Origin of the sequence: Nitrosomonas sp., from assembly GCF_019752415.1 — a bacterium.
Taxonomy (GTDB): Bacteria; Pseudomonadota; Gammaproteobacteria; order Burkholderiales; family Nitrosomonadaceae; genus Nitrosomonas.
Map to the genome: position 1 here is coordinate 14,702 of NZ_JAIEME010000031.1, position 23,005 is coordinate 37,706.

The 23,005-nt window shown below is 47.5% G+C and carries 18 protein-coding genes and 1 riboswitch; of the genes, 8 read left to right on the forward strand and 10 right to left on the reverse strand.

From position 1 onward, the window contains the following. Positions 1–147 precede the first annotated feature (147 nt). The 6 genes from K2P83_RS05895 to K2P83_RS05920 all read right to left on the reverse strand — a co-directional run bounded on the left by K2P83_RS05895 (position 148) and on the right by K2P83_RS05920 (position 9,169). Positions 148–810 carry a thiopurine S-methyltransferase gene (locus K2P83_RS05895; protein ID WP_292927237.1) on the reverse strand — a complete coding sequence of 221 codons (663 nt, stop codon included), beginning with the start codon at positions 808–810 and terminating at the stop codon, positions 148–150. After that, complete coding sequence (gene atzF, locus K2P83_RS05900) at positions 810–2,627, reverse strand: allophanate hydrolase (protein WP_292927239.1); 1,818 nt, start codon at positions 2,625–2,627, stop codon at positions 810–812. The genes K2P83_RS05895 and atzF overlap by 1 nt, the downstream gene beginning before the upstream one ends. 2 nt (positions 2,628–2,629) lie before the next feature. After that, on the reverse strand, positions 2,630–6,256 hold the full coding sequence (gene uca, locus K2P83_RS05905) for an urea carboxylase (protein WP_292927241.1): 3,627 nt from the start codon (positions 6,254–6,256) through the stop codon (positions 2,630–2,632). Between the two features lie 63 nt (positions 6,257–6,319). Beyond that, a complete protein-coding gene (locus K2P83_RS05910) occupies positions 6,320–6,985 on the reverse strand; it encodes an urea amidolyase associated protein UAAP2 (protein ID WP_292927243.1) in 666 nt (221 codons plus the stop codon). Further along, positions 6,982–7,707: an urea amidolyase associated protein UAAP1 gene (locus K2P83_RS05915; protein WP_292927245.1), complete on the reverse strand. Its 726-nt coding sequence runs from the start codon at positions 7,705–7,707 to the stop codon at positions 6,982–6,984. The genes K2P83_RS05910 and K2P83_RS05915 overlap by 4 nt, the downstream gene beginning before the upstream one ends. Positions 7,708–7,732: 25 nt before the next feature. Beyond that, on the reverse strand, positions 7,733–9,169 hold the full coding sequence (locus K2P83_RS05920) for an APC family permease (protein ID WP_292927247.1): 1,437 nt from the start codon (positions 9,167–9,169) through the stop codon (positions 7,733–7,735). Between the two features lie 62 nt (positions 9,170–9,231). Then, positions 9,232–9,337, reverse strand: a riboswitch (guanidine-I (ykkC/yxkD leader). 353 nt (positions 9,338–9,690) lie between these two features. On the opposite strand from K2P83_RS05920, the gene K2P83_RS05925 reads away from it, so the two are divergent. Then, positions 9,691–10,881: a restriction endonuclease gene (locus K2P83_RS05925; protein ID WP_292927249.1), complete on the forward strand. Its 1,191-nt coding sequence runs from the start codon at positions 9,691–9,693 to the stop codon at positions 10,879–10,881. A gap of 106 nt (positions 10,882–10,987) precedes the next feature. Here K2P83_RS05925 and K2P83_RS05930 read toward each other — a convergent pair whose 3' ends face one another. The 3 genes from K2P83_RS05930 to K2P83_RS05940 all read right to left on the reverse strand — a co-directional run bounded on the left by K2P83_RS05930 (position 10,988) and on the right by K2P83_RS05940 (position 12,208). After that, entirely contained in the window at positions 10,988–11,461 is a 474-nt protein-coding gene (locus tag K2P83_RS05930) for a hypothetical protein (RefSeq protein WP_292927251.1), read from the reverse strand. Positions 11,462–11,631: 170 nt separating this feature from the next. Further along, positions 11,632–11,991: a type II toxin-antitoxin system PemK/MazF family toxin gene (locus K2P83_RS05935; protein ID WP_292927253.1), complete on the reverse strand. Its 360-nt coding sequence runs from the start codon at positions 11,989–11,991 to the stop codon at positions 11,632–11,634. Beyond that, positions 11,963–12,208 carry a hypothetical protein gene (locus K2P83_RS05940; protein WP_292927255.1) on the reverse strand — a complete coding sequence of 82 codons (246 nt, stop codon included), beginning with the start codon at positions 12,206–12,208 and terminating at the stop codon, positions 11,963–11,965. The genes K2P83_RS05935 and K2P83_RS05940 overlap by 29 nt, the downstream gene beginning before the upstream one ends. Before the next feature lie 322 nt (positions 12,209–12,530). Between K2P83_RS05940 and K2P83_RS05945 the strand changes: the two genes are divergently transcribed. The 3 genes from K2P83_RS05945 to K2P83_RS05955 all read left to right on the forward strand — a co-directional run bounded on the left by K2P83_RS05945 (position 12,531) and on the right by K2P83_RS05955 (position 16,743). After that, positions 12,531–13,748 carry an alanine--glyoxylate aminotransferase family protein gene (locus tag K2P83_RS05945; RefSeq protein WP_292927257.1) on the forward strand — a complete coding sequence of 406 codons (1,218 nt, stop codon included), beginning with the start codon at positions 12,531–12,533 and terminating at the stop codon, positions 13,746–13,748. 111 nt (positions 13,749–13,859) lie between these two features. Next, positions 13,860–14,852 (forward strand): glycosyltransferase family 4 protein, encoded by a 993-nt coding sequence (locus K2P83_RS05950; RefSeq protein ID WP_292927259.1) that lies wholly within the window; start codon positions 13,860–13,862, stop codon positions 14,850–14,852. A gap of 1 nt (position 14,853) precedes the next feature. After that, a complete protein-coding gene (locus K2P83_RS05955; RefSeq protein ID WP_292927261.1) occupies positions 14,854–16,743 on the forward strand; it encodes a nucleoside-diphosphate sugar epimerase/dehydratase in 1,890 nt (629 codons plus the stop codon). Between the two features lie 189 nt (positions 16,744–16,932). Here the strand turns inward: K2P83_RS05955 and K2P83_RS05960 are convergent, their stop codons facing one another. Continuing rightward, a complete protein-coding gene (locus K2P83_RS05960) occupies positions 16,933–18,615 on the reverse strand; it encodes an ABC transporter transmembrane domain-containing protein (RefSeq protein ID WP_292927263.1) in 1,683 nt (560 codons plus the stop codon). 152 nt (positions 18,616–18,767) lie between these two features. On the opposite strand from K2P83_RS05960, the gene rfbA reads away from it, so the two are divergent. The 4 genes from rfbA (at position 18,768) to K2P83_RS05980 (ending at position 22,478) form a co-directional block, all read left to right on the forward strand. After that, on the forward strand, positions 18,768–19,700 hold the full coding sequence (gene rfbA, locus K2P83_RS05965; protein WP_292927265.1) for a glucose-1-phosphate thymidylyltransferase RfbA: 933 nt from the start codon (positions 18,768–18,770) through the stop codon (positions 19,698–19,700). 12 nt (positions 19,701–19,712) lie between these two features. After that, positions 19,713–20,261, forward strand: a complete 549-nt coding sequence (gene rfbC / locus K2P83_RS05970; protein ID WP_292927267.1) for a dTDP-4-dehydrorhamnose 3,5-epimerase — start codon at positions 19,713–19,715, stop codon at positions 20,259–20,261. A 9-nt stretch (positions 20,262–20,270) separates the two neighbouring features. Further along, on the forward strand, positions 20,271–21,620 hold the full coding sequence (gene radA / locus K2P83_RS05975; protein ID WP_292927269.1) for a DNA repair protein RadA: 1,350 nt from the start codon (positions 20,271–20,273) through the stop codon (positions 21,618–21,620). A 72-nt stretch (positions 21,621–21,692) separates the two neighbouring features. Beyond that, positions 21,693–22,478: an alkaline phytoceramidase gene (locus K2P83_RS05980; RefSeq protein WP_292927271.1), complete on the forward strand. Its 786-nt coding sequence runs from the start codon at positions 21,693–21,695 to the stop codon at positions 22,476–22,478. The last annotated feature ends 527 nt before the right edge of the window (positions 22,479–23,005 follow it).

Below are 23,005 nucleotides of genomic sequence, written 5' to 3' on the forward strand. Positions count from 1 at the left end.
ACTTTGCAAATTGCCTGCGACTCTGTACAGGAATCTGTATGCTATCCCGATTGCGCAGCAAGTATTTGGGCATCTGCTAGTCGAACAAAAAAGACAGATCAAGGCATAAGGGCTTCTGCCGCAGATACTGATTAATCTGGTTCCACGTTATGGAGTACCTATTCTCAGCAAAATTGTATTTTCCTGTAACCGGCTCAGACCGCGTTCCTGAAAACGCGGATTTTGTTCGAGCACATCCTGCTGTGACAACAATGTGATCGCGGCGTACGGTTGATAGAGTGCAGTAACTTCATCCATGGAAACTGCAAACGGCGGGCCGGACATCTCATGCTGAGGGTAGTTGAGTGTGATGAGCAGGATTTGCGTTGCGGGCGGAAGAATATGCAAAAGGTGATGTGCATAGCGTTTACGCATTTCCGGCGGTAATGCGATTAATGCCGCGCGGTCGTAGACCGCAGTAATTTTTGCTACAGCATTTTTATCCAAATCAAAAAAATCCCCACACAGAATGTGCATGTCATCTGCTTCCAGATGGGTGAATGGATCATGCACCCTGCATTGGGGTGTCAGGCCATTCTCTGTAAAAAATGCTTGTGCTGCAACCCCACTTAATTCGACACCCAAAACTGTATGCCCTTGTTGATGCAGCCAAAGCATATCGCGGCTTTTACCGCACAATGGCACAAGCACCGCACTACCCGGAGCAAGCTGTAAGCGCTGCCAATATTGATCCAAATATGGATTGGTTTCATTCTGATGAAAACCGATATCTTGCCGTTCCCAACGGTCCAGCCAGTATTCTTTCTGCATTATGGGTTAGCCAATTGTCGCAGGTAGTTGCGCCATCCGCCCGAGTAACTGATATCTGCAGCATTTTCGATAGCATAATGTTCGCAGAGGAAACCTGGTAGGGTGTCACCGTTTGCCAAGGTTATCGAGCCGATTCCCAGGGGCGCTGGAATACTGGCTACAAAACTACCCAATTCGCGGACTGGCAACTCCCAGACTTCCACTTCAATCGAAACGCCCTGCGCATTGTTGTTTACGCGAATTAACCCAGGGCGTTGTGGAGGGTTGCCCGGTAATGCGTAGAGTCTATAATCTGATGAAGTGGTGGTGGTTGCGATTAATCGACCCTGGCGGCTAATCAGTTGTCCATTTAATGGCAAACCGGATAAATGCGCGCCACAAACAATAACACGCACCTGATTCGATAGAGAAACACCGGGAAAGCGGGTATTGGAGGGAAACGTAATGCCAGTTGCGCCCAGTGGGAATGAATAAGCTCGCTGCAAAAGGTGAGCAAGCTGCAGCAAGGGTTCATCCTGATGGGGCGGTGCTGCCAGCGTTATGCCAAAAGGCAATCCGTCTCTCTGAAAACCAGCAGGAACGGCTACCGCGGCATAGTCGAGCAGATTCATGAAGTTCGTGTAGTAGCTCAGATTAGTATTCAAGCGGATAGGATCTTGCTGCATGGCTTGAATGGAATAAATCGTGCCGGCCGTTGGAGTCAGTAAACAATCAACATTTGCATAAATCCGATCTGCTTCCTGTTTAATCCGGCGCAATTGATAGAATCCATTGAATGCATCTGTAGCCGAGCGCTGTTTCGCGGTTGCGATGATTTCATTGACCGGAGCAATGATCTGGTCACCATGCAATTCGAAGAATGATTGAATTGCCGCATAACGTTCGGCTATCCAGGGGCCCCCGTAAAGTAGGCGGGCAGCTTCGAGGAATGGCTCAAAATCTATTTCAATGGTTTCTCCCCCCAGTTTCTGCATCTGGGCTACTGCTTCGTTGAACAACCGTTCACTTTCGCGATTACCGAAAAACTGTAGCTGCTTTTTGCGTGGAATAGCAAAGCGAAAATGGGGTGCCTCGCCAAAATTGAAGCCGTGTCCTTCTCTTTTTCTGGAATAGATATCGGCTGCATCGTAACCGGCAGAAATTGTCAGGATGCGTGCCGCATCTGCAGCAGTCAAGGTGAAGAGGGATACCGTATCCAGGGAACGGCAGGCCGGGACCATGCCATGCGTCGAGAGCCAGCCTCTGGTAGGTTTATATCCGATCAGGTTGTTAAAAGCGGCGGGAACCCTGCCTGAACCGGCGGTATCGGTGCCGAGGCTGAAACATACTTGTCCCTTGGCTACGGCGACAGCCGAGCCTGAGCTGGAACCACCGGAAATATAAGCGGGGTTGAATGCGTTCCGGCAAGCGCCATACGGAGATCGTGTACCATTTAGTCCGGTGGCGAACTGGTCGAGATTGGTTTTGCCGATTGGAATGGCGCCTGCATTGATCAACCTTTGCACGACAGTTGCGCTACCAGGAGGTGTGTACGCAAAAGCTGGACAAGCTGCCGTTGTGGGTAACTCTGCCAGATCAATATTATCTTTGATAGCGAAGGGTACGCCATACAGCGGGAGAGATGTCATACCTTCAGCTTCCACTTTGCGGGCATAATCGCGCAATGATTCCAGCGGGAGCGTAGAAATCCAGACATGATCGGGATCATTCTGAATCTCGACATGAATTGTTTCAACCAACTGAGTCGGTGAGTGTTCATTGCGCGCATAGCTTTGCAGCAACGCTGCAATGTCACCAAGCGGTAAAAGCTTTCCCATGATTAATTTTCTTCCTGAATGACGAAAAGTACCTGTCCGGCAGAGACATATCCGCCTTGTTTGCAGAATATCTGTCGCACGGTGCCAGTGACCGGCGCGTCTACCGGGAATTCCATTTTCATCGATTCGATCATAATAATCGCCTTGCCTGCATCCACACGGTCACCTTCTTTCACCAGCAGTTTCCAGACTGTGCCCGTGACTTGCGAACTGACGGCTTGTGCCCCCTGCGGCAGATCCAATTCGCTCTGGGTATCCGCTTCGTCGAGCATATCTTCACTGACATACTGTGATTGGCCATTGGCTTCCCAGCGCTGGCGTTCGGCTTCAAACGCAGCTTGTTGAGCGGCCTTGAATGCGGTGATGCTGACAGCATGTTGTTGTAAGAAAGCGTTGTATTGTTTCAGACTCAGAACCGTTTCTTCGGTACGCAGTTTGAAGCGCCCGCTAATGAAATCCTTACGCAGCTTGAGCAGTTCGCTTTCATTGACCGGATAAAAGCGGATTTGATCAAAGAAACGCAATAACCAGGGTTTGCCTTCTTTGAAGTCGGCCGTTTGACGGTAGCGGTTCCACATGGGTATTGTACGTCCGACAAATTGATAGCCGCCAGGACCTTCCATACCATACACGCATAAATAGGCACCCCCAATGCCGACGGCATTTTCAGGTGTCCAGGTACGTGCCGGATTGTATTTGGTGGTGACAAGACGGTGACGCGGATCCAGCGGGGTGGCAACGGGCGCGCCCAGATAGACATCGCCCAGCCCCATGACCAAATAGCTGGCCGCAAATACAATATGTTGAACATCCTCGATTTGCGCCAATCCGTTAATGCGGCGGATAAATTCGATATTGCTGGGACACCACGGAGCGTCGCTGCGTACCGATTGCATGTATTTTTCAATGGCCAATCGTGTGGCGGCGTCATCCCAGGATAGAGGCAAGTGGATGATGCGCGACGGCACTTCCATGTCATTGATGGCGGGCAGCTTGCTTTCCCCTGCAATCAGAAGATCTAATAAAGTCTCGCGAGACAGCCGGTTGGAATCAAAATGAATCTGCAGTGAACGAATACCAGGTGTCAGATCCAGAATTCCGGTCAGCTCCCCGGCCTCGATGCGTTGCTGTAGCCAGGTCATCAATGCATGCGCGCGAAAGCGCAAATTCAGATCGAGCACGGGCGGTCCATATTCAATCAACAGATATTTATCGCCGGATTGGCGGTAAGTCACTTGCACCTGCTCCGTGTGCTCGCGAATGCAATGCAGAACTGGGCTGCCTGGATTTCCGGAATGAGCGCTGGTAATAGGAATTTGATCAACACGAAGCTGCTGAATAAGCAGATTCTGCTGTTTTTCCAGTGCAAGTGCATGCGCCAGAGCGATGGGCAGAAAGCGAACGCTGTCACCCGGTTTGAGTTGTCCGGTTTTCCACAATTCCGCATGAACTATGGTGACCGGACAGACGAAACCACCCAGACTAGGACCATCAGGTCCCAGGATAATCGGCATATCGCCGGTAAAATCGACAGCGCCAACCGCATACGCGTTATCGTGAATATTCGAGGGATGCAATCCGGCTTCGCCGCCATCGGTTCGCGCCCATTGCGGTTTAGGGCCAATTAAACGGATACCCGTGCGGCTGGAGTTATGATGTACTTTCCATTCAGCGGCAAAGAAATGTTCGATATCCGCTTCTGTAAAGAAATCAGGCGCACCATGCGGTCCAACCAACACGGCGATTTCCCAATGATCCGTATAACGCGGGATCAATTCCTGCGATAACTGTTGTGAAAGATGAGGCTGAGAGGGTTGTAAGGGCTGAATATGTAATACATCACCAACGCGCAGCACGCGCCCGGCGTGTCCGCCGAACTGACCGAGCGTAAAAGTAGATTTGCTGCCCAGGTAATCAGGCACCTGAAAACCGCCTTGCACGGCCAAGTAAACCCGGCTGCCCGATTGCTTGACTTTGCCAATTTGCAACAGCGTTCCGGCTTTGGCGAAGTGAGATTGCCATTGGGACAATGGTTCACTGTCCAGTAACACATCGATGGATGCGCCGCAGATTGCGATGATGCTGTCACAATTAAAGCGCAGCGTCGGGCCTGCCAGGGTAATTTCCAATCCGGCGCTATCTTCAGGATTGTTCACCAGCCGGTTGGCAAGGCGAAAAGCTAAGCTATCCATCGGTCCGGAAGGCGGAACGCCGACGTTCCAGTAACCGATTCGTCCCGGATAATCCTGTATCGTGGTTTGTACGCCCGCATTCAGCACATCGATACTGTGCGGCTGATAATTGAAGCCATTGAGGAATTGCGTATACGGTTGTCCGCTGCGAAACACGGCGCTGTGCAGAATTTGTTTGAGATACGCCAGATTGGTTTCAATTCCCTGTAATGACGTGTCATCCAGTACGCTCAGCAGTTTGGCGATTGCTGTGTCACGATCAGGTGCATGTACAATGATTTTTGCCAGCATCGGATCATAAAATGCGGATACCTCAATGCCGCGTTCTACCCAGGTTTCAACGCGTGCTGCAGTAGAAAATTCCGCTGCAGTCAGTATGCCGCTGGAAGGCTGGAAATCCTTGGCAGGATTTTCAGCATAAACCCGTACCTGAATGGACGCGCCATTGGGTCTGATGGTGAAAGAGTCGAGCGAAGGGAGCTCGTCTGCGGCTTGCCGTACCATCCATTCCACCAGGTCGATACCGGTGACTTCCTCAGTCACGCCATGTTCAACCTGCAGGCGCGTATTGACCTCAAGAAAATAAAATTGACCGCTGGCGGCATCGAAAATATATTCAACAGTGCCGGCGGATTGATAATGAATGGCTTTGCCAAGGCTTACCGCAGTGTCCAGCAATGCCTGGCGCAAATGCGGCGGGAGGTTGGGGGCGGGTGTTTCTTCGATGACTTTCTGGTTGCGCCGTTGCATGGAACAATCTCGCTCGCCCAATGCCACGACTTGGCCTTTGCCGTCACCAAAAATCTGTACTTCAATATGGCGTGCCCGGTCGACAAATTTTTCCAGGAAAAGACCGGCATCCTTGAAATTGTTTTGTGCCAGATTCTTGACCGATTCGTAAGCGCCGACCAGCTCATCCTGGTTCCAGCACAGGCGCATGCCGATGCCGCCACCGCCAGCGGTGCTTTTCAGCATGACCGGATAGCCGATATGCTTAGCCTGATGACACGCCGCTTCAAGGTTTTCCAGCAGATCGGTTCCTGGCAGGAGCGGCACCTGATTTTTCAAGGCCAGCGCGCGCGCGGTATGTTTTAATCCAAAGGCGCGCATTTGTTGCGGGGTAGGGCCGATAAAACGAATCCCATGCGCAATACATTGCTCAGCAAAGTCGGCTTTCTCACTGAGAAAGCCGTAGCCAGGGTGGATGGCTTGCGCGCCTGCTTGCTGCGCAATTTCCAATATTTTATCGGCGCGCAGATAACTCTCAGCCGCAATGCCGCTGCCGATACAGTAAGTTTCATCCGCTTCGGTCACATGGCGCGATAAGGCATCGGCTTCGGTATAAACCGCCACACTTTTTACATTCATGCGGCGCAGCGTACGGATAATACGGCAAGCAATGGCGCCACGATTGGCAATCAAGACTTTCTCGAACATAGCGTTATCCTTTTTCTTGATGATTCATTAGATGGGCTCCGTTAATCCAACTCGATTGATTCCTTACTGAGAATCCCAGACCAGTAAACGAATCGGTGTCGGGTTATAAGCATTGCAGGGATTGTTCAGTTGCGGGCAATTCGAAATCAATACCAAGACATCCATTTCAGCCTGCATTTCTACGTACATGCCGGAGGCAGAAATGCCATCGACAAATTCCAATCCGCCTGCTTCAGTCACTGGTACGTTCATGAAAAAATTGATGTTGCTCGGCAAATCACGCTTATTCATCCCAAGTTGCTGGCAAAGCGGATCATGCGCCAGGGCATGCAAAAAGCTATCACGGCAGCTGTGCATCGGAAACTTCTCCAGCGCATAGCGCACCGTATTGCTTTCTGCCGCACAGGCACCGCCCAGTGTGTCGTGGCGCCCGCAGGTATCGGCTACGATCGTGAGCATGACATTGCCCAGGTTGGAGTAGAGCTTGCTGCCAGTGGTTAAATACAGTTTATTCTGGGCACGTATCGTATCCGTTGCGCTGTAGCGTTCCACAGCATGATTTGCGTTGAAGAACAACGTATCAACGGCTTGATTGCCTTCCAGATCGACAATGCGGAAAATTTGTCCTTGCTTCACGAGATTGACCCAAGGCTCTCCAGCCGCACAGATTTCATCGATTATGGCGTGATGGGGATCAAACGGACTTGTAATGGGATAAGACGTATTCATTTTTCGTCTCCACAATAAAAATGTTGTGTATTCTTTAATGCGCGGATGTTTTCTGCGCTATGCAGGCATTCTGTAACTGCTTCCACAGGCGTGTTAAATACCGCCAGATTGACTGCACCAGGTTGGTAAGATGGCTTGGGATCCAGTGGATGCGGTGCGGCCGATAACACCACCAAGGTATTCATCACGAAGCTCAAATCAACATAATCACCCGCCTTGCTGTTCCCTGGTTGAAATGCCAGTTCACCGAGGGCATCCGGGGTGACTTTGCTGAAAAAATTGATATTGGAAACAATGTCACGCATCCCTAGTCCCCACTTACCCAATTCGATCAGCATGCCATCCAGACCACTGCGAGCCATTTCATTGCGATGCTCCTGGTAGCGCGCAACCCCGTATTTATGCTGAATTAAATTGCTATCACTCAAGCCGCATACCGTGTCGTTCCAACCGGCGGTGTCGGCTCTGATGCAACAAAAAATCCGCCCCATGTCGGAATGGCAAGCATGCCCTTTGGTCAGACGGAAGGTGTGCTGCGATTTCAAGGTGTCGGCCATGTTGTAGCGTTCAAGTTTTTCTTCCTGATTAAAAAACAAAACAGCCGCATTTGCACCGCCCTGTAAATCAGTCAGACGTAACGTTGTGCCACGACGCAGGATGCCAGACCAGTGGCATCCGCCTGGGATGGATTGTTCCCAGATCAATGGATTGGGTTGATTCATGATGAACTCCTTGTTGAAAATGATTTCACTTAATAGTTATCCATTTTTTGCAAAGGATATACAGCGTAGTGATCGTTAAAATGCTTCCTAATACCAGCGGAGTGGCCCACAATTGCCACCAGGGCGCATCCGCTGAAATCGCGTAGGGACGCGGCCAGGCGATATTGATGAGTTCAAACAATGACCAGATAAACGCCAGGATATTGATGGCCAATCCCCATGCGCCCAGTTTTAATTCGCCCAGTGCGGGATTCCACCGGCCTGTGAGCCGGGCAAACAATGCAAAGCCTGTGGTGAACGCGAACATGGCGTATAAACCGCCGGTACCGAAAGCGATGATGGTCGCCACGGCGTCGTCATTGAGCCCAAATACCAATCCGCAACCTGCCAGCAGAACGGTGAAGAGAACCGCATTACGCGGTGTTTTGCTCGCCGTCACCTGACTCAACAGTGCTGGCATATTGCCTTCGCGCGCCATGGAAAAAACAATGCGTGAAGAGTATTTGACCATGGATGCGCCGCAGGCCAGGAAAGCAGTCATCACAATGGCCAAAAAGGGTTTTTCAAACCAATCGCCAATGCTGCTGGCGATCAAGGGGGTAACGGGATCGGCCGTATGGCTGGAATTTCTCAATGTATCATGCTCAAAGGCTAAAATCAGCGCGGCTGAGTTAAATAAAACGACTGTGCCGACAACGAGCAACGACATGAAAATTGCACGGGGTACCATGCGTTTCGGTTGATGGGTTTCTTCCGCGGTGGTGGAGCACGCATCAAAACCGATGAAAGCCCAACCGGCAATGGCCAGTGCCGCCAGGAAAGCAGCCATTTCACTGGGCGCTGTTCCGGTACCCATGTGCTGGAACAATTCCATGACAGGATGCTGACGGAAGAAAAAAAATAATAAGAGCGCCACGCCGAATGACCCGACGACTTCCGCGTAAACACCCAATTTGATTACAAGATTGAAAATGCTGACAGGAGCCAGATTGAGTAATGTGCAGATAAGCAGAAATATCGCACCCCAGAGCACCATCATGCCGCCGCCATCACCCGGCGATCCGCAAAAGGTGGCCAGCCAGAAGCCGCCGGTATAAGCAGTCGTGGTGACCATGGCGATGGTGGAGCAAATATAAATCACGCCGGCATATTGCCCGGCGATCGCGCCGCCGAGTTGCCGCGCCCATTTATAGGCCCCGCCAGCAATCGGAAACTGTGAAGACAATTCGGCGTAAACAGTCGCCACCAGTAGCTGCATGAGCAAACAGACCGCCAGCGCAGCAAACCATCCGCCACCGGCGACTACAGTTTGCACACCGATGATGGCATACAGTCCGGCAACCGGCGAGACAACCGCAAAACCGAGCGTGAAACTGTGCCATACACTCATGCTGCGATTGAGGGTGTTACCTGTTACATGGGTATCTTGCGAAGTAGCGATTTGTTTTGTTGAACCTGACATAACCAGTCTCCATACAAAAGGGTTTACCGAGATTGTAATGTACTTCGAGTACATTACGCTTAACCTCCCGGGCTTTTATCCCTCCGTGGAGCCTCGTTATCACGAGACCGGAAACTCTTGGACCTGACGCCGTTGACAAAACCGGCCGGAACCCTAGTTTCCCATTGAATTACTGCTTTTTGAGTTGCTATGCTGCCAATCGTTCAATTGGCGATTTAGAAAGCGAGTAACGGTGGGCATTTTAAATGTGCAATTTGGAAAAAGCAATGGTTTTGGAGATTGATCTATTACTTGTTTTGATAGGTAAATTGCAGAAATGGATTCCGGCGTCTTGCTGTTATTCATTCTATATTTGTGGGTCTAAACAAGTCTGGTATGATGACAGCTAAATCGGTCAATTAGCTTAAAATATAAGGGGATGGCATGAACAATGCAGTATTAGATCTCATTTATGACATATTACATTACGTCATTTCGGAAGGCGAATTGTAGTTAGGCGCACATGTTCCGAAGAGAATAAAATGTCTACAAAACTATCTGACGATTATTTGGAAAACCAAATAATCTCTTTGCAGAAGCATATTGAAGAATGGGCTAAAAAGCATGACTTGTGGTATGACTGCGGCTTTACATCTTGGATAGAACGGTACGATGACGAGCCATATGAAAGTCCATGTGTACTGATTTTTTGTTTTGAAGGCCCTCTCTACAACGTATTTAATTTGGGTGTAGATGAATTAGTCGAGGAATTTGACGCATTAATAGAGTCAAATACAAAATTTTTCTATGAGATTGAAGACCATGTCACTATGTCTTTTTGGGTAAAAGATGACGAGATTTCTCTAAATGCAGCCTTTAAAGATTTTTTTGAATGGAAGTGGATTGCTGGTCTAATTCAAGAAGATCATGGAGATATTTATGAAGAAATATATAGCAGAATTGATCGATCTCCCTTGGACTTGCATAAATTTTCTTCAAGACAATTTGAACAATTCCTAGATTCTGTATTTAAAAATAATGGGTACAGTTCTTTGCTTGGTCCGGGTCAAGGCGACGGTGGAATTGATTTAAGACTATATAGTGAAGATGCTGTTGGGGAATTTGTTACTCTGGTTCAAGCAAAAAGATATGCGAGTAAAAACCCAATACGACTTGAAGCAGTCCAAGCTTTAAGCGCCGTAGTCGAAGACGAAAAAGCGAATAGAGGGCTTTTTGTTACAACGTCTAGATACTTGCCTGGCGTTAAAAAATTTGCGAAAAGGCAGAACAAAAAAATCATATTGGCTGATTCAGATAACATCGTAGAGTGGTCTAGAATTGCAAGTCAAAAAATTATAAGAGATAAATCAAATCTTGTTAGCAATTCATACATTCAAGATGTTCTGAACGGTAAATGCGGACAGGGGCTGGAAGGAAAAATATTCTGTGCCCACAAGGGCTATAATATTCACTATCATTCCTTTGCGATTGTGTTAAAAGAGGGCCGAAATGCGGTTTTGGCAATGAGCTTGCCGACCATGGTTTTTAGCGATGATGGGTATGGCCAGATTGGGACACATATCCCAGATACAAAGTTTTCTAACTCATCAAGCAGCTATGTGATATTTAGGGCGAAGAAAAAGAAATCTCAAAGTGAGATAAACCTTTGGGGGCAAAGAGAACTCTATTCCCTTTGGGATGGGAAGCCTACTCCCTTTAATTACATGGATTAGCGCGGTAGTTTGGGGTGAGTCGACGAACCCCAACAATTGGCGGTAGTGTGATGTTGGGGTTCCTATCGTCACCCCAACCTACGGGTTTCTTAAAATCGCGTATCAATCAAAAACAATGATCAATCGTTTCCACTTTGTATAAGCGCTGGGAGAGTGACGCATTAGGATCCGGTGTATAAGAAGCCGGCGGGTAATCGCTCAGCAGATCTTTGCTACTACGAATTTCGATTTCGGATTGGGTGTTTTGCGCATTACCGGTATCTTTGATCGTTATGATCCAGTTTCCATTGCCGTGGGATATCGGTTTGTCGAGGCTTCCAAAAGACTTAGGATTGTGAATCTCAGTAATGTAGAAAGTCTTGGCAGCTTCGTCGTGCATTTGCGGGTATCCATCCACTTGCAAAGATTCATGGTAGATAAAATAGGTATTGATATCACGCCAGGTATGACGATGCCATTTCGGTAAAGGAAATCCTTCCTCGCTTTTTAGACATTCCGCAATTTCCAGATAATTTTTGTCACTGCTGCGGCTATAAATCACTTTCTGATCCAGTAATTCTTCTCGTGTGGGCGTTGTCATGCAAGCGGTTATTAGTACACAGAGCAGAAGCGGGATCGATTTTTTTAGAGAATAGCGCATAAGATAGAAAGCTGAGAAATTTTTAGGGTAAATCGCATGGTATCAGAACCATTTTGTATTGCACACGATTGAAGGATTAAACCTTAATTTTGTTAAAACTTGAGTGCAGATTAGTAAGCAAATAACTCTTGCAGCCGAAGACACAATTCGACTTGAGTGGCTTCGTCGATCACGCCGAGTTTGCTGACTAAACGTACTTTATCAACGGCCCGAATCTGATCCAAGAGGATGAGACCTTGTTTATTTTTGAAAGTACAAGCAATCCGGCAAGGGAATTCAAAACTTTTGGTCGTCATCGGTGCCATGAGTACAGTCGATAAGGCGGATAGTTCATTGGGGGATATCACAACGCAAGGTCTGGTTTTGTTGATTTCCAAGCCTTGGGTAGGATCAAGCTGTACCAGCCAGATTTGGAACCGCAGAATCGTTGGGGTTACCAAGTTAATCATCATCAGTGGATACAGGGGCACTCAGCCATTCCTGATCCAGTGTTTCCTTGTTGTGGTTTTTTAGTGTGTTTTCGATGGCTTCCTTCCAGCCCGCTCTTGCACCTTTTTTGGGTGTAATCAATAAACCACCTTCTACGACTTGTAATTGCAGATCCTTGCCTTCCAATTGCGCTTGTTCAATCAGTGGCTTGGGGATGCGGATGCCGTGGGAATTGCCAATTTTAACGAGGTGAGTCATGGGGAAGCCGGTGATTGTGGAAGTGAATGTGTAACTATAATGTAATTACATAGTGTGTGCAAAATTTTGTTAATGATCCTTATGTCCCATTCTGGAATTGATTGTGTTTCAAATGAATAAGGGAGGGTAATTAGAAAGTGTAGAGAAAGAACTGCATTTACGCTAATAGTTCAGTATTTCATCCTGTTATGCGAATTTCTTTGCTTTTCTATAAGGATAATTTATTGAGCACACCTTTGTTTATAGTAAACTCTCGTTTCACTTGTTAGAATCAACATTTTTCAAAAATAGATCAGATTACATTATTAACTTAGGATTGTTCATGAATACCGAAGATTTTCGCCCAGAAAAAGAAATCAAAATATTTTACCCACCCCAGCGCGTTCTGATGGGACCGGGGCCATCGGATACCCATCCGCGCGTGCTGAATGCCATGGCACGCCCGACCTTAGGTCACTTGGATCCTGTTTTCACCGAAATGATGGAAGAGATTAAGGGGTTGATGCGTTATGCATTCCAAACCAAAAACCGGATGACTTTTTCGGTTTCCGGACCGGGATCTGTCGGGATGGAAATGTGCTTTGTTAACATGATCGAACCCGGTGATAAAGTGATCGTGTGTCGCAATGGCGTATTTGGCGGACGCATGATTGAAAACGTTGAACGTCATGGTGGCGTTGCGGTGGTCGTGGATGATAAGTGGGGTGAGCCGGTTGATCCGCAGAAAGTGGAAGATGCGCTGAAAAAGAACCCCGATACCAAGATTGTTGCGTTTTGTCACGCCGAGACTTCAACGGGCGCGCAGTCCGATGCTAAAACCTTGTGCGAAATCGCGCGTAAATACAATTGCCTGACGATTGTGGATACCGTCACTTCGCTGGGCGGCACGCCGATTAAAGTCGATGAATGGGGAATTGATGCGATTTATTCCGGCAGTCAGAAATGCTTATCTTGTCCGCCCGGTCTGTCTCCAGTGAGTTTCTCCGAACGCGTAACCGAACTGGTTAAGAATCGTAAGACGAAAGTACATAGCTGGTTTATGGATATCGGCTTGTTGTTGAATTACTGGGGATCATCAACTCGTACGTATCACCATACGGCACCGACCAATGCATTGTATGCATTGCATGAATCATTGCTGATGCTGGCTGAAGAAGGATTGGAACATTCCTGGGCACGGCATCGGTATAATTATGAAGCCTTAAAAGCCGGTTTTGCCACGTTGGGTATGAGCTATGTGGTTGCGGAGCAACATCGCTTGCCGCAACTGAATTCCGTTTTTGTACCGGCTGGTGTAGATGAGAAAGAAGTGCGTCGCCGTTTGTTGGATGACTATAGTCTTGAGATTGGCGCCGGTTTGGGTGATTTTGCAGGAAAAGTATGGCGCTTCGGTTTGATGGGCACATCCTGTCGCGTTGAAAACGTGATTTTCTGCTTAAATGCACTGGAAAGTATTCTATCCGACATGGGCATGAAAGTAGAGCGCGGCGCTGCGGCAGCAGCGGCGCATCAGAAGTATGCAGAAAACCCTATGTTTTAAGGTTTGTTCCGAATTGCTGGCATTTTAGCCGCCCCATGCCACTTTCTTTTCGCGAATGATAAGAAAGTGGCATATGTCTTTTACTGACTTATAACGGATAATCCGCTCACTATGGTTTTGGGTTCTCCTCTATCTACTGTCGCAGCACCGCTGCTATCTTTCTTTATCTCATTTGTCTCAATTTTATGGTTGATCAAAAAAAAAGCTGATTGGGTGCTGGATCATCCGAATTCACGCTCGCTACATTCTGTACCGGTTTCCCGTATTGGTGGTGTTGGCTTGTTCTTCGGGATCATTACTACTTGGTTATGTTTTTCGGTTGTCATGCCTGTTACGATTTGGGTAGGCATTGGGCTACTGGTGGCCATATCATTCATAGATGATGTTTGGCACGCGCCGGTGTGGTGCCGGTTGCTGATACAGGGCATCGTTGCCGCTGGATTTGCTATGGAGCTATTGTTGGATACTTATGGTTGGACAATGGTATTGTGCAGCGCAGTTGCAGTGGTCTGGATGGCTAATCTTTATAATTTCATGGATGGTTCGGATGGCTTGGCGAGCGGAATGACCGTGATTGGGTTTGGCTATTATGGCTTAATTGCATACTTGGCAGGGGATAACGATTTCGCTGTGCTAAATTTTTCAATAGCTGCTGCTGCCGGCGCATTTTTGCTCCATAATTTTTATCCGGCGCGTATTTTCCTAGGGGACGTGGGCGCTGTTCCGCTTGGATTCCTGGCTGCTGCATTGGGAATACTCGGATGGATGGATAATTTGTGGTCATTATGGGTACCGGTGCTAATATTCTCACCTTTCATCGCAGATTCGACAATGACGTTGATAAAGCGCTTATTGCGCGGAAAAAAAATCTGGCAAGCGCATCGTGAACATTATTATCAGCGCTTGGTGCAAAGCGGTTTTGGTCATCGTAATACGGCGTTATCGGCTTATACTTTGATGCTTATGGTAGGTGCAAGCGCTGTCTGGGCATGTAGGCAAGACCCCGTGGTGCAAAGTTGGATTGTCATGCTATGGGGAGGCTTTTATTTGCTATTAATGTTTATTTCTGATTGGAATCAGAAATATTATTCCAATCGGGGATAGTATGTTTCGCAGAAAATACGGAATACGCACCTTCATTGCTTTTACACATGATTTTATTGCAATTGCCGTAGCCTGGTGGCTTGCTTTTCTATTCCGCTTTAATTTTGAGATTCCTGCGCCTTCATCGCAGTTCTTACTGGAAATTTTGCCGTGGACAGTACTTGTTCAGGGCAGTTTCTTTTTGTGGTTCGGACTTTACCGCGGATTATGGCGCTATGCCAGTTTACCCGATCTAAAGAGAATTTTTGTCGCGGTGATGAGCGGTACTGTGACTGTATTGCTGATCTTGTGGCCATTGGGTTTGCTGGTCAATGTTCCAATAGCGGTCATTCTGTTGGCGCCATTATTATTGCTGCTGATCATGGGTGGCAGCCGTTTGACCTATCGTGCATGGAAAGAACGGCGGTTGTATGGTCTGGAGAGTAATGAAGCGAAACTGGTATTGATACTTGGTGCAGGCAGCACTGCGGTGAGTCTGGTTAAGGATTTGACGAGAAGCCGTGACTGGCACGTTGTTGGAATGCTGGATGATGACCAAAGAAAATTGGGTACGCGATTGCAAGGCATTCGTGTGCTCGGTACGATCAATGAATTGCCGCAATGGGTGCAGAAACTGAATGTCGGTCATGTGATTATTGCTATCCCGTCTGTTTCTCGTCGAATACACCGTCAAGCTTTGGAGATGTGCTCGGAAATTGGCGTGAAAGCGATGACAGTGCCGTCTTACGCAGATCTGATCAGTGGTAAAACAACCGTGTCGCAGATTCGTGAGATAGAACTCGACGATTTGCTGGGTAGAGCGCCTGTAGTTCTAGATAATGATGGGTTGCATGGTTTATTGACAGGAAAAGTAATCCTGGTTACAGGAGCAGGTGGTTCGATTGGCTCAGAATTATGCCGCCAGCTCGCTGCATTTGAACCCAATCGTATTGTTTTCCTTGAACTAAACGAATTTGCACTTTACAGCATACAAGAGGAATTCTTGTCGTGTTTTCCTGACATGGCGATGTCATTTGTCATCGGTGATATCAAAGACCATGTGCGCATAACACAATTATTTACGCAGTTCCGGCCTACTGTGGTTTTTCATGCCGCTGCTTACAAACATGTTCCGCTCATGGAACAAGAGAATGCGTGCCTGGCTTTGCTGAATAATGTCCTGGGTACGCATGTGCTGGCTCAGGTGGCGATAAGTTTTGGCGTGGAAAAATTTGTTCTGATTTCGACGGACAAAGCAGTCAATCCTGTGAGTGTTATGGGAGCCAGTAAGCGGTTGGCTGAGATGGTATGTCAAGCTTTGCAGCAATCCATTGCAAAGAATGCGAAACCTGATCGGAATAATCAATCGAATCAAACCTGCTTTGTAATGGTGCGTTTTGGCAATGTATTGGGCAGTACCGGCAGTGTTATCCCGAAATTTCGCGAACAGATCGCCAGAGGTGGCCCTATCACGATCACTCATCCAGAGATGACACGTTATTTCATGTCTATCCCGGAAGCGGCACAACTGGTTTTGCAAGCCGGGTTGATGGGTGGTGCAAAAGGCGGGGGAGAAATATTTGTGTTGGATATGGGTGATCCGGTAAGAATTGTTGATCTGGCCAACGATCTAATTCATTTGTCGGGATTGGGGGAGGATGATATTCGTATTATTTTCACTGGGCTACGGCCTGGTGAGAAATTGCATGAGGAATTATTGGCAACCAGTGAAAATACTTTTCCGACACCGCATCAAAAATTACGTATTGCGCAGGCACGCCAGGTTGATGAGCAGTGGCTATCCGAGTTAACAGCCTGGTTGAGCAAAATAACTGTTTTAAGCGATCAGGAAGTCCGGGATCAACTGGCAAAGTGGGTGCCAGAATATACCACGAAGGAAACGGAGCATTAGCTAACTGATTGGTTTTCAGTTTCATCGTGGTTCCAAGAAAACTTACGCTAATTACTTACTGCTTGTTTTTCTTGCTTTGCCTAGGTCGGGACATTTTATAAAAACACTTGCAGTATCAGTGGATTAAAATTTATCCTCGCGATTGTAAGCGGTTATCTTTAAATACCTATTTTGAAACGTCAACAGACCCTAGGAATTGTTTGGTCCTTTCAAACTTTCTGTGATACATCCATTTTCCAGAACAATAATTCGATCAACCTTTTTCAATTGGGGAATATATTGATTAAAAATCAGAGTCGTGCGATTTTGTATTAATTTTTCTAAGGCTGACAGTAGATTCCCAGAATTAGATTCTTCCTGTGCCGTAGGTATTTCATCAAGAATCAGGATGGGGGCGTTTTTAACTAACGCGCGTGCAATCGCAAGCTGTCGAAATTGTTGTTGATTGATTGTTGTACCTTCTTTGCCAATCTGCGTCTGTAAGCCATCCGGCATGTGCCGGATAAATTCCATCGCGTGAGAGGCGTGTGCTGCAGTGGTAATTTTCGCTTCGTTGGCACAACGCATCGTGCCGTACGCGATATTGCCGGCAATTTTTTCATCCAGCAAATAACCATCTTCCGTCACTATGGCGATATTGGCATGTAAGTTATTTAACTGGATATCGGCGAGCGGATGATCATCCAGCAATATTCGTCCACTGGCCGGTTGTTGTAAATGTAGTATTAGGTTAATGAGCGCATTTTTCTCTTCTGCGGTATAACCGGTAAAAACGGTTACTTCGCCCGGTTTTATGGTGAAGTTAATATGATTCAGAATGGGTGTTGCGTGTGCATCGCTACAGAAGCGCACTTGTTCAAAAACGAATTTCCCGCTGACATGTGGGATGCTAATGATCCCGGTATCGTGTTCGGATGCTTGATCCAGGAATGAAAAGATGTTTTCTATGATCTTTTGGTCATGTGCAAGTTGTTTGGGTAAGCCGGCGATGCGTTGTATCGGCAAGATGAGGAGCAATACAACGGAAATGAGCGCGCCGACTTCATGCAGATTCAATGCACCAGTAATAACTTGCAGTGCGACCATGTAAATGACGGCTGTCAAAATCAACGCCGTAATGATTTGACTTGCTGGGACGGCTATTGCTCTGGCTAGTGCTTGTTGCATTTCTGCGTGATAAATAGTTTCTGAAATTTTTCCAAGACGCTGACTTTCATACATCTGTCCGCCATCTAGTCTGATTTTTCTGTGGTGTGCAATGGATTGCGACAAGTGCTGAGTCAGGTTTTTAGAGGCCTGCCAGTTTTTCTGGTCAGGACTGTTCAAATGATTGCGCGTCATCTGAGTCACTAATAGGACGAACGAAGTAACCAGAAGTAGAAACAAAGAGAATTCTTGGTTGAGATAAAACGTGCAAATAATCAACCCTACGATTGTTAAGCTGTTTTGCGTAATGACGGTGATATAACGAGATGTGGATTGAGATATCTGGCTGATATCCAATAGCAGCGCGTCGATTTCATTATTCTTATTAAGATGGCTGTAGTGATTGACCGGTAGTGTTAGCAGTTTGTTAAAAAACTCCATACGTAAATCTATTCCTAATTTTCCAACAGTTTTGTTGGCAGTATAAATACTGATATAACCTGCGATTCCACGGATTATAAATAATACGATAATCGCCAGCGCTGCTGTTTGCATCAGCGATTGATCTTTATCGATAAAGGTGCTTTCAAGTATTTGTTTAATCAGTATGGGCAGGGAAGCTAAAGCGGCTGCTACGATCACCATGGCAAATAATGCCAGCAAGAGTAATTTCCAATAGGGAAAAAGTCTTCTGAGTAGGCGGAGGAAAAGGTGTGCACGGATCATAATATGTAATTCTACCTGAACATTCAGCGGCTATTGCATCGTGCAATTATCCGGAACGTGAAACAGATATAATACAAGCATCATTATTTCTAGTGAATTAATCCGGGTGAAAGCGATTCGTTCATAAGCGTGTAAACATCGGGATTTTATTTATGCCAACATCAAATACTTCATATACGACAAGAGATTTTCCAAAACCCACACTCCCGCGGCGAAAAGGTATCGTACTTGCGGGGGGATCCGGTACGCGGCTTTATCCGGTTACTCAGACCGTTTCCAAACAGTTGTTGCCGGTGTTTGATAAGCCGATGATTTATTACCCGCTCAGTACCTTAATGCTGGCGGGAATCCGGGATATTCTGGTTATCTCAACACCGCGTGATGTTGGAAATTACGCAGAGCTTTTGCGGGATGGTCATCAGTGGGGATTGAATATATCGTATGCCGAGCAACCTTCTCCCGACGGCCTTGCGCAAGCATTTATCATCGGTAAATCGTTTATTGGTAACGATTGTTCAGCACTTGTATTGGGCGATAACATTTTTCATGGGCACGACTTTCACCATTTACTCACAAGCGCGATGGAACGCACGCAAGGGGCGAGTGTGTTTGCCTATCATGTGCATGACCCGGAACGGTATGGCGTGGTTGAATTTGATGCCGAGGGTAGCGTGATTAATCTGGAAGAAAAGCCCAAACATCCGAAGTCCCATTACGCAGTGACTGGTTTATATTTTTATGATCAACAAGTGGTGGATTACGCCAAAAGCCTGAAACCATCGGTACGCAATGAGCTGGAAATCACCGATTTGAATCGTATTTATCTGGAGCGGTCTGCATTGCGTGTTGAAATCATGGGGCGTGGCTATGCGTGGTTGGATACCGGTACGCACGAATCATTGCTGGATGCGAGTCAGTTTGTCGCCACCATTGAACATCGGCAAGGATTGAAAATCGCCTGCCCGGAAGAGATAGCCTTCAGGCAAGGATGGATTGATGCAGCGCAACTGGAGAAACTGGCGATTCCGTTGGCCAAGAATGGCTATGGGCAGTATTTGCTGCAAGTGTTAAAACGTGAATTTTGATTGGACCGATAGATGAAATCAACCCAGCTGGCTATTCCGGAAGTTCTGTTATTTGAACCGCGTGTTTTTGGCGATGAACGCGGATTGTTTTTCGAGAGTTTTAATCAGCGTGAATTTGAGTCAGCAGTAGGGGAAAAAATAAACTTTGTGCAAAGTAATCACTCCCGTTCCATTCAACATGTTTTGCGCGGCCTGCATTACCAGATCAAACAAGCCCAAGGAAAACTGGTGCGTGTGGTGGTGGGAGAAGTATTCGACGTGGCAGTGGATATCCGCCGTTCATCCCCAACTTTTGGACAATGGGTGGGGGAAATGCTCAACGCAGAGAACAAAAAACAATTATGGGTTCCGGCAGGTTTTGCCCATGGATTTATAGTTCTTTCTGAGTATGCGGAGTTTTTGTACAACACAACCGATTACTGGGCACCTGAGCACGAGCGCTGCATTGTGTGGAATGATGCAACTTTGGCGATAGATTGGCTGCTTGCTGGCAAGCAGCCGGTGCTGTCTGAGAAGGATGCGCGTGGAATCACATTCGATGCTGCCGAAGTTTATGATTAGCTGTTGAGAATGGCCAAGCAGAAAACGATCTATTCGTGTATTGAGTGTGGCGGACAAACCTTAAAATGGCAAGGCCAGTGTCCACATTGCCAGTCTTGGAATACCTTAATAGAAACGATTGCAGAGAAATCTGTATCGCGCTTCAGTCCAGTATCAGAAGTCGGCCAAGTACAAAATTTAAGTACTATTGAAGCGCGTGAAGAACCGCGCTATCCAACGGGCGTAGACGAGCTGGACCGGGTTCTTGGCGGTGGCCTGGTGCAAGGCGGTGTGGTGCTGTTGGGCGGGGACCCTGGAATTGGCAAGTCGACATTATTACTGCAAGCACTCGCTCATTTGTCGAGTCATCGCTCTGTATTGTATGTAAGCGGTGAAGAATCTGCACACCAAGTGGCATTACGTGCCAAGCGTTTAGCGCTGAATGTGGAAACAGTCAATTTATTTGCAGAAATTCAACTGGAGAAAATCCAGTCTGTTCTGATTGAACGGAAACCGGCTGTGGCCGTGATCGATTCCATTCAGACGATCTATTCGGAGGTATTGCAGTCTGCACCGGGATCTGTTGCGCAAGTGCGCGAGTGTGCAGCGCAATTAACACGCCTGGCGAAAGCAAGCGGAATTTGCATTATTCTGGTTGGTCATGTGACCAAGGAAGGCGCGCTGGCTGGTCCTCGTGTGCTGGAACATATGGTCGATACGGTGCTGTATTTTGAAGGCGATATGCATTCCAGTTTTCGCATGATCCGCGCTTTCAAGAATCGTTTTGGCGCGGTTAATGAATTGGGTGTGTTTTCTATGAGCGAAAAGGGATTGCGTGAGGTCAAGAATCCTTCGGCACTGTTTCTTTCGCATCATGACACGCAAGTGCCGGGATCGTGCATTATGGTTACACAAGAAGGCACGCGTCCGCTGTTAGTGGAAATACAGGCACTGGTTGACGAAGCGCGCTCGCCTAATCCGCGCCGGTTATGCGTCGGTTTGGAACAAAACCGCTTAGCCATGTTGCTCGCGGTACTGCATCGCCATGCGGGGATTCCCTGTTTCGATCAGGACGTGTTCGTCAATGCCGTCGGTGGCGTGAAAATTACCGAACCGGGTGCTGACCTCGCGATTTTATTGGCAGTGGTATCGTCGCTGAAAAACAAACCGCTGGCGGAAAAAATGATCGTCATCGGTGAAGTCGGCCTGGCAGGCGAAATACGCCCGGTGCAACGCGGGCAGGAAAGACTGAAAGAGGCGGCAAAACTGGGTTTTAAACAAGCCATCATTCCACTGGCCAATAAGCCCAAACAAGCCATTCCCGGTATGGACATCATTGCCGTAGCGCGAATCAGGGATGCTGTTGCGCATATGCATTAGGAAAACATTGAAGCAATTGATTACATTTATGATTCTGCAAGCTCACCCCGAACGTAATCAAGGACTGATTTAATGGAAATTCGCCGACAGCTCTGGATACTCGCGGGGATAACGGTTTTGGTCGTTGCTGCCGCAATGATCCTGCCACCCGTTTCGCAGCCTGCCGATTACCACCAGTTCGCCGATCAGCGCGTTTTTTTCGGTATTCCCAATTTTAATGATGTCATTTCCAACCTGGCTTTTTTTCTCAGTGGCGGTGCTGGGCTGGTGTTTCTGTTGCGGGTTTATCGGACACCTGCACAAACCACATTTCATGACCTCAAAGAATGCTTACCGTACGGGGTGTTATTTTTCAGTGTGACCGCAGCCGCACTCGGATCGATGGTTTATCACTGGACGCCGGATGTTGATCATTTGATGTGGGACCGGTTGCCCATTGTCATCGGTATTGCCGCTTTACTGTCCGCAACGCTGGTTGACCGCATAAGCCAGGCTGCCGGTTTGTGGGCATTACCCCTGCTTGTCGTTTCAGCCGTATTTAGCGTGTTGTATTGGTATTGGACTGAGCTGCAAGGCACGGGCAACTTGAACTTTTACATTGTGATGCAGTTTTATTCGATTCTGCTGATTGTCTGGATCAGCCTGCGTTTTCCATCACGCTACACGCGCGGCAGCGACGTTTATCAAGTGATTGCCCTGTATGCGATTGCGAAACTGGCTGAAATGCTGGATGGGAAAATATTTGTTTGGACGGATGGCTGGATCAGCGGCCATACGCTAAAGCACCTGATTGCTGCGTATGCGGCTTATCGGATTGTGCAGATATTGCGGAAACGGATGTTGGTAGGGTGTCAATAAGCGAAGCGCATTGCACCGGCTGTTTTGCGAGTTGGAGGACTTATCGTTTATCCCTTCCATTTCATTTTATGGAACTTCGGATTCCATAAAAATCAGCACATCCCAAGATCTCTGTCATTGTAAATTTCAAGAGTTGCTGGACTCAGGCCGTGAATCAAAAATGACGCGGCAGGAATTCCACGCTTTTATTCTTAATTCACGACCTTAGTTTATTGATTACTTCGGTGTTTCTTTCTTAGGTTTCTTCGCTTCTTTGTTTTTGCGTTGCTGTCCTTTTGCCATGATCGTCTCCTTGTGTAATGACAACGACATCATAAACTGAATGGCAATGCTTGTGTTGCCGGTGCATTTTATCGTGAAATGTGTATTTTTTAGCTGCGTTGTCAGTCAATATAGAACAATCCCCGCTGCCGGAACATTTCCCAATCGGAATAACTGTCTTGACGGCACACGCCGTAGCGGAATGAGGGGGGCAATTCCGGGAATTTGAAGCGTAAATCATAGAACCAGACACACAGGCCTTGTTC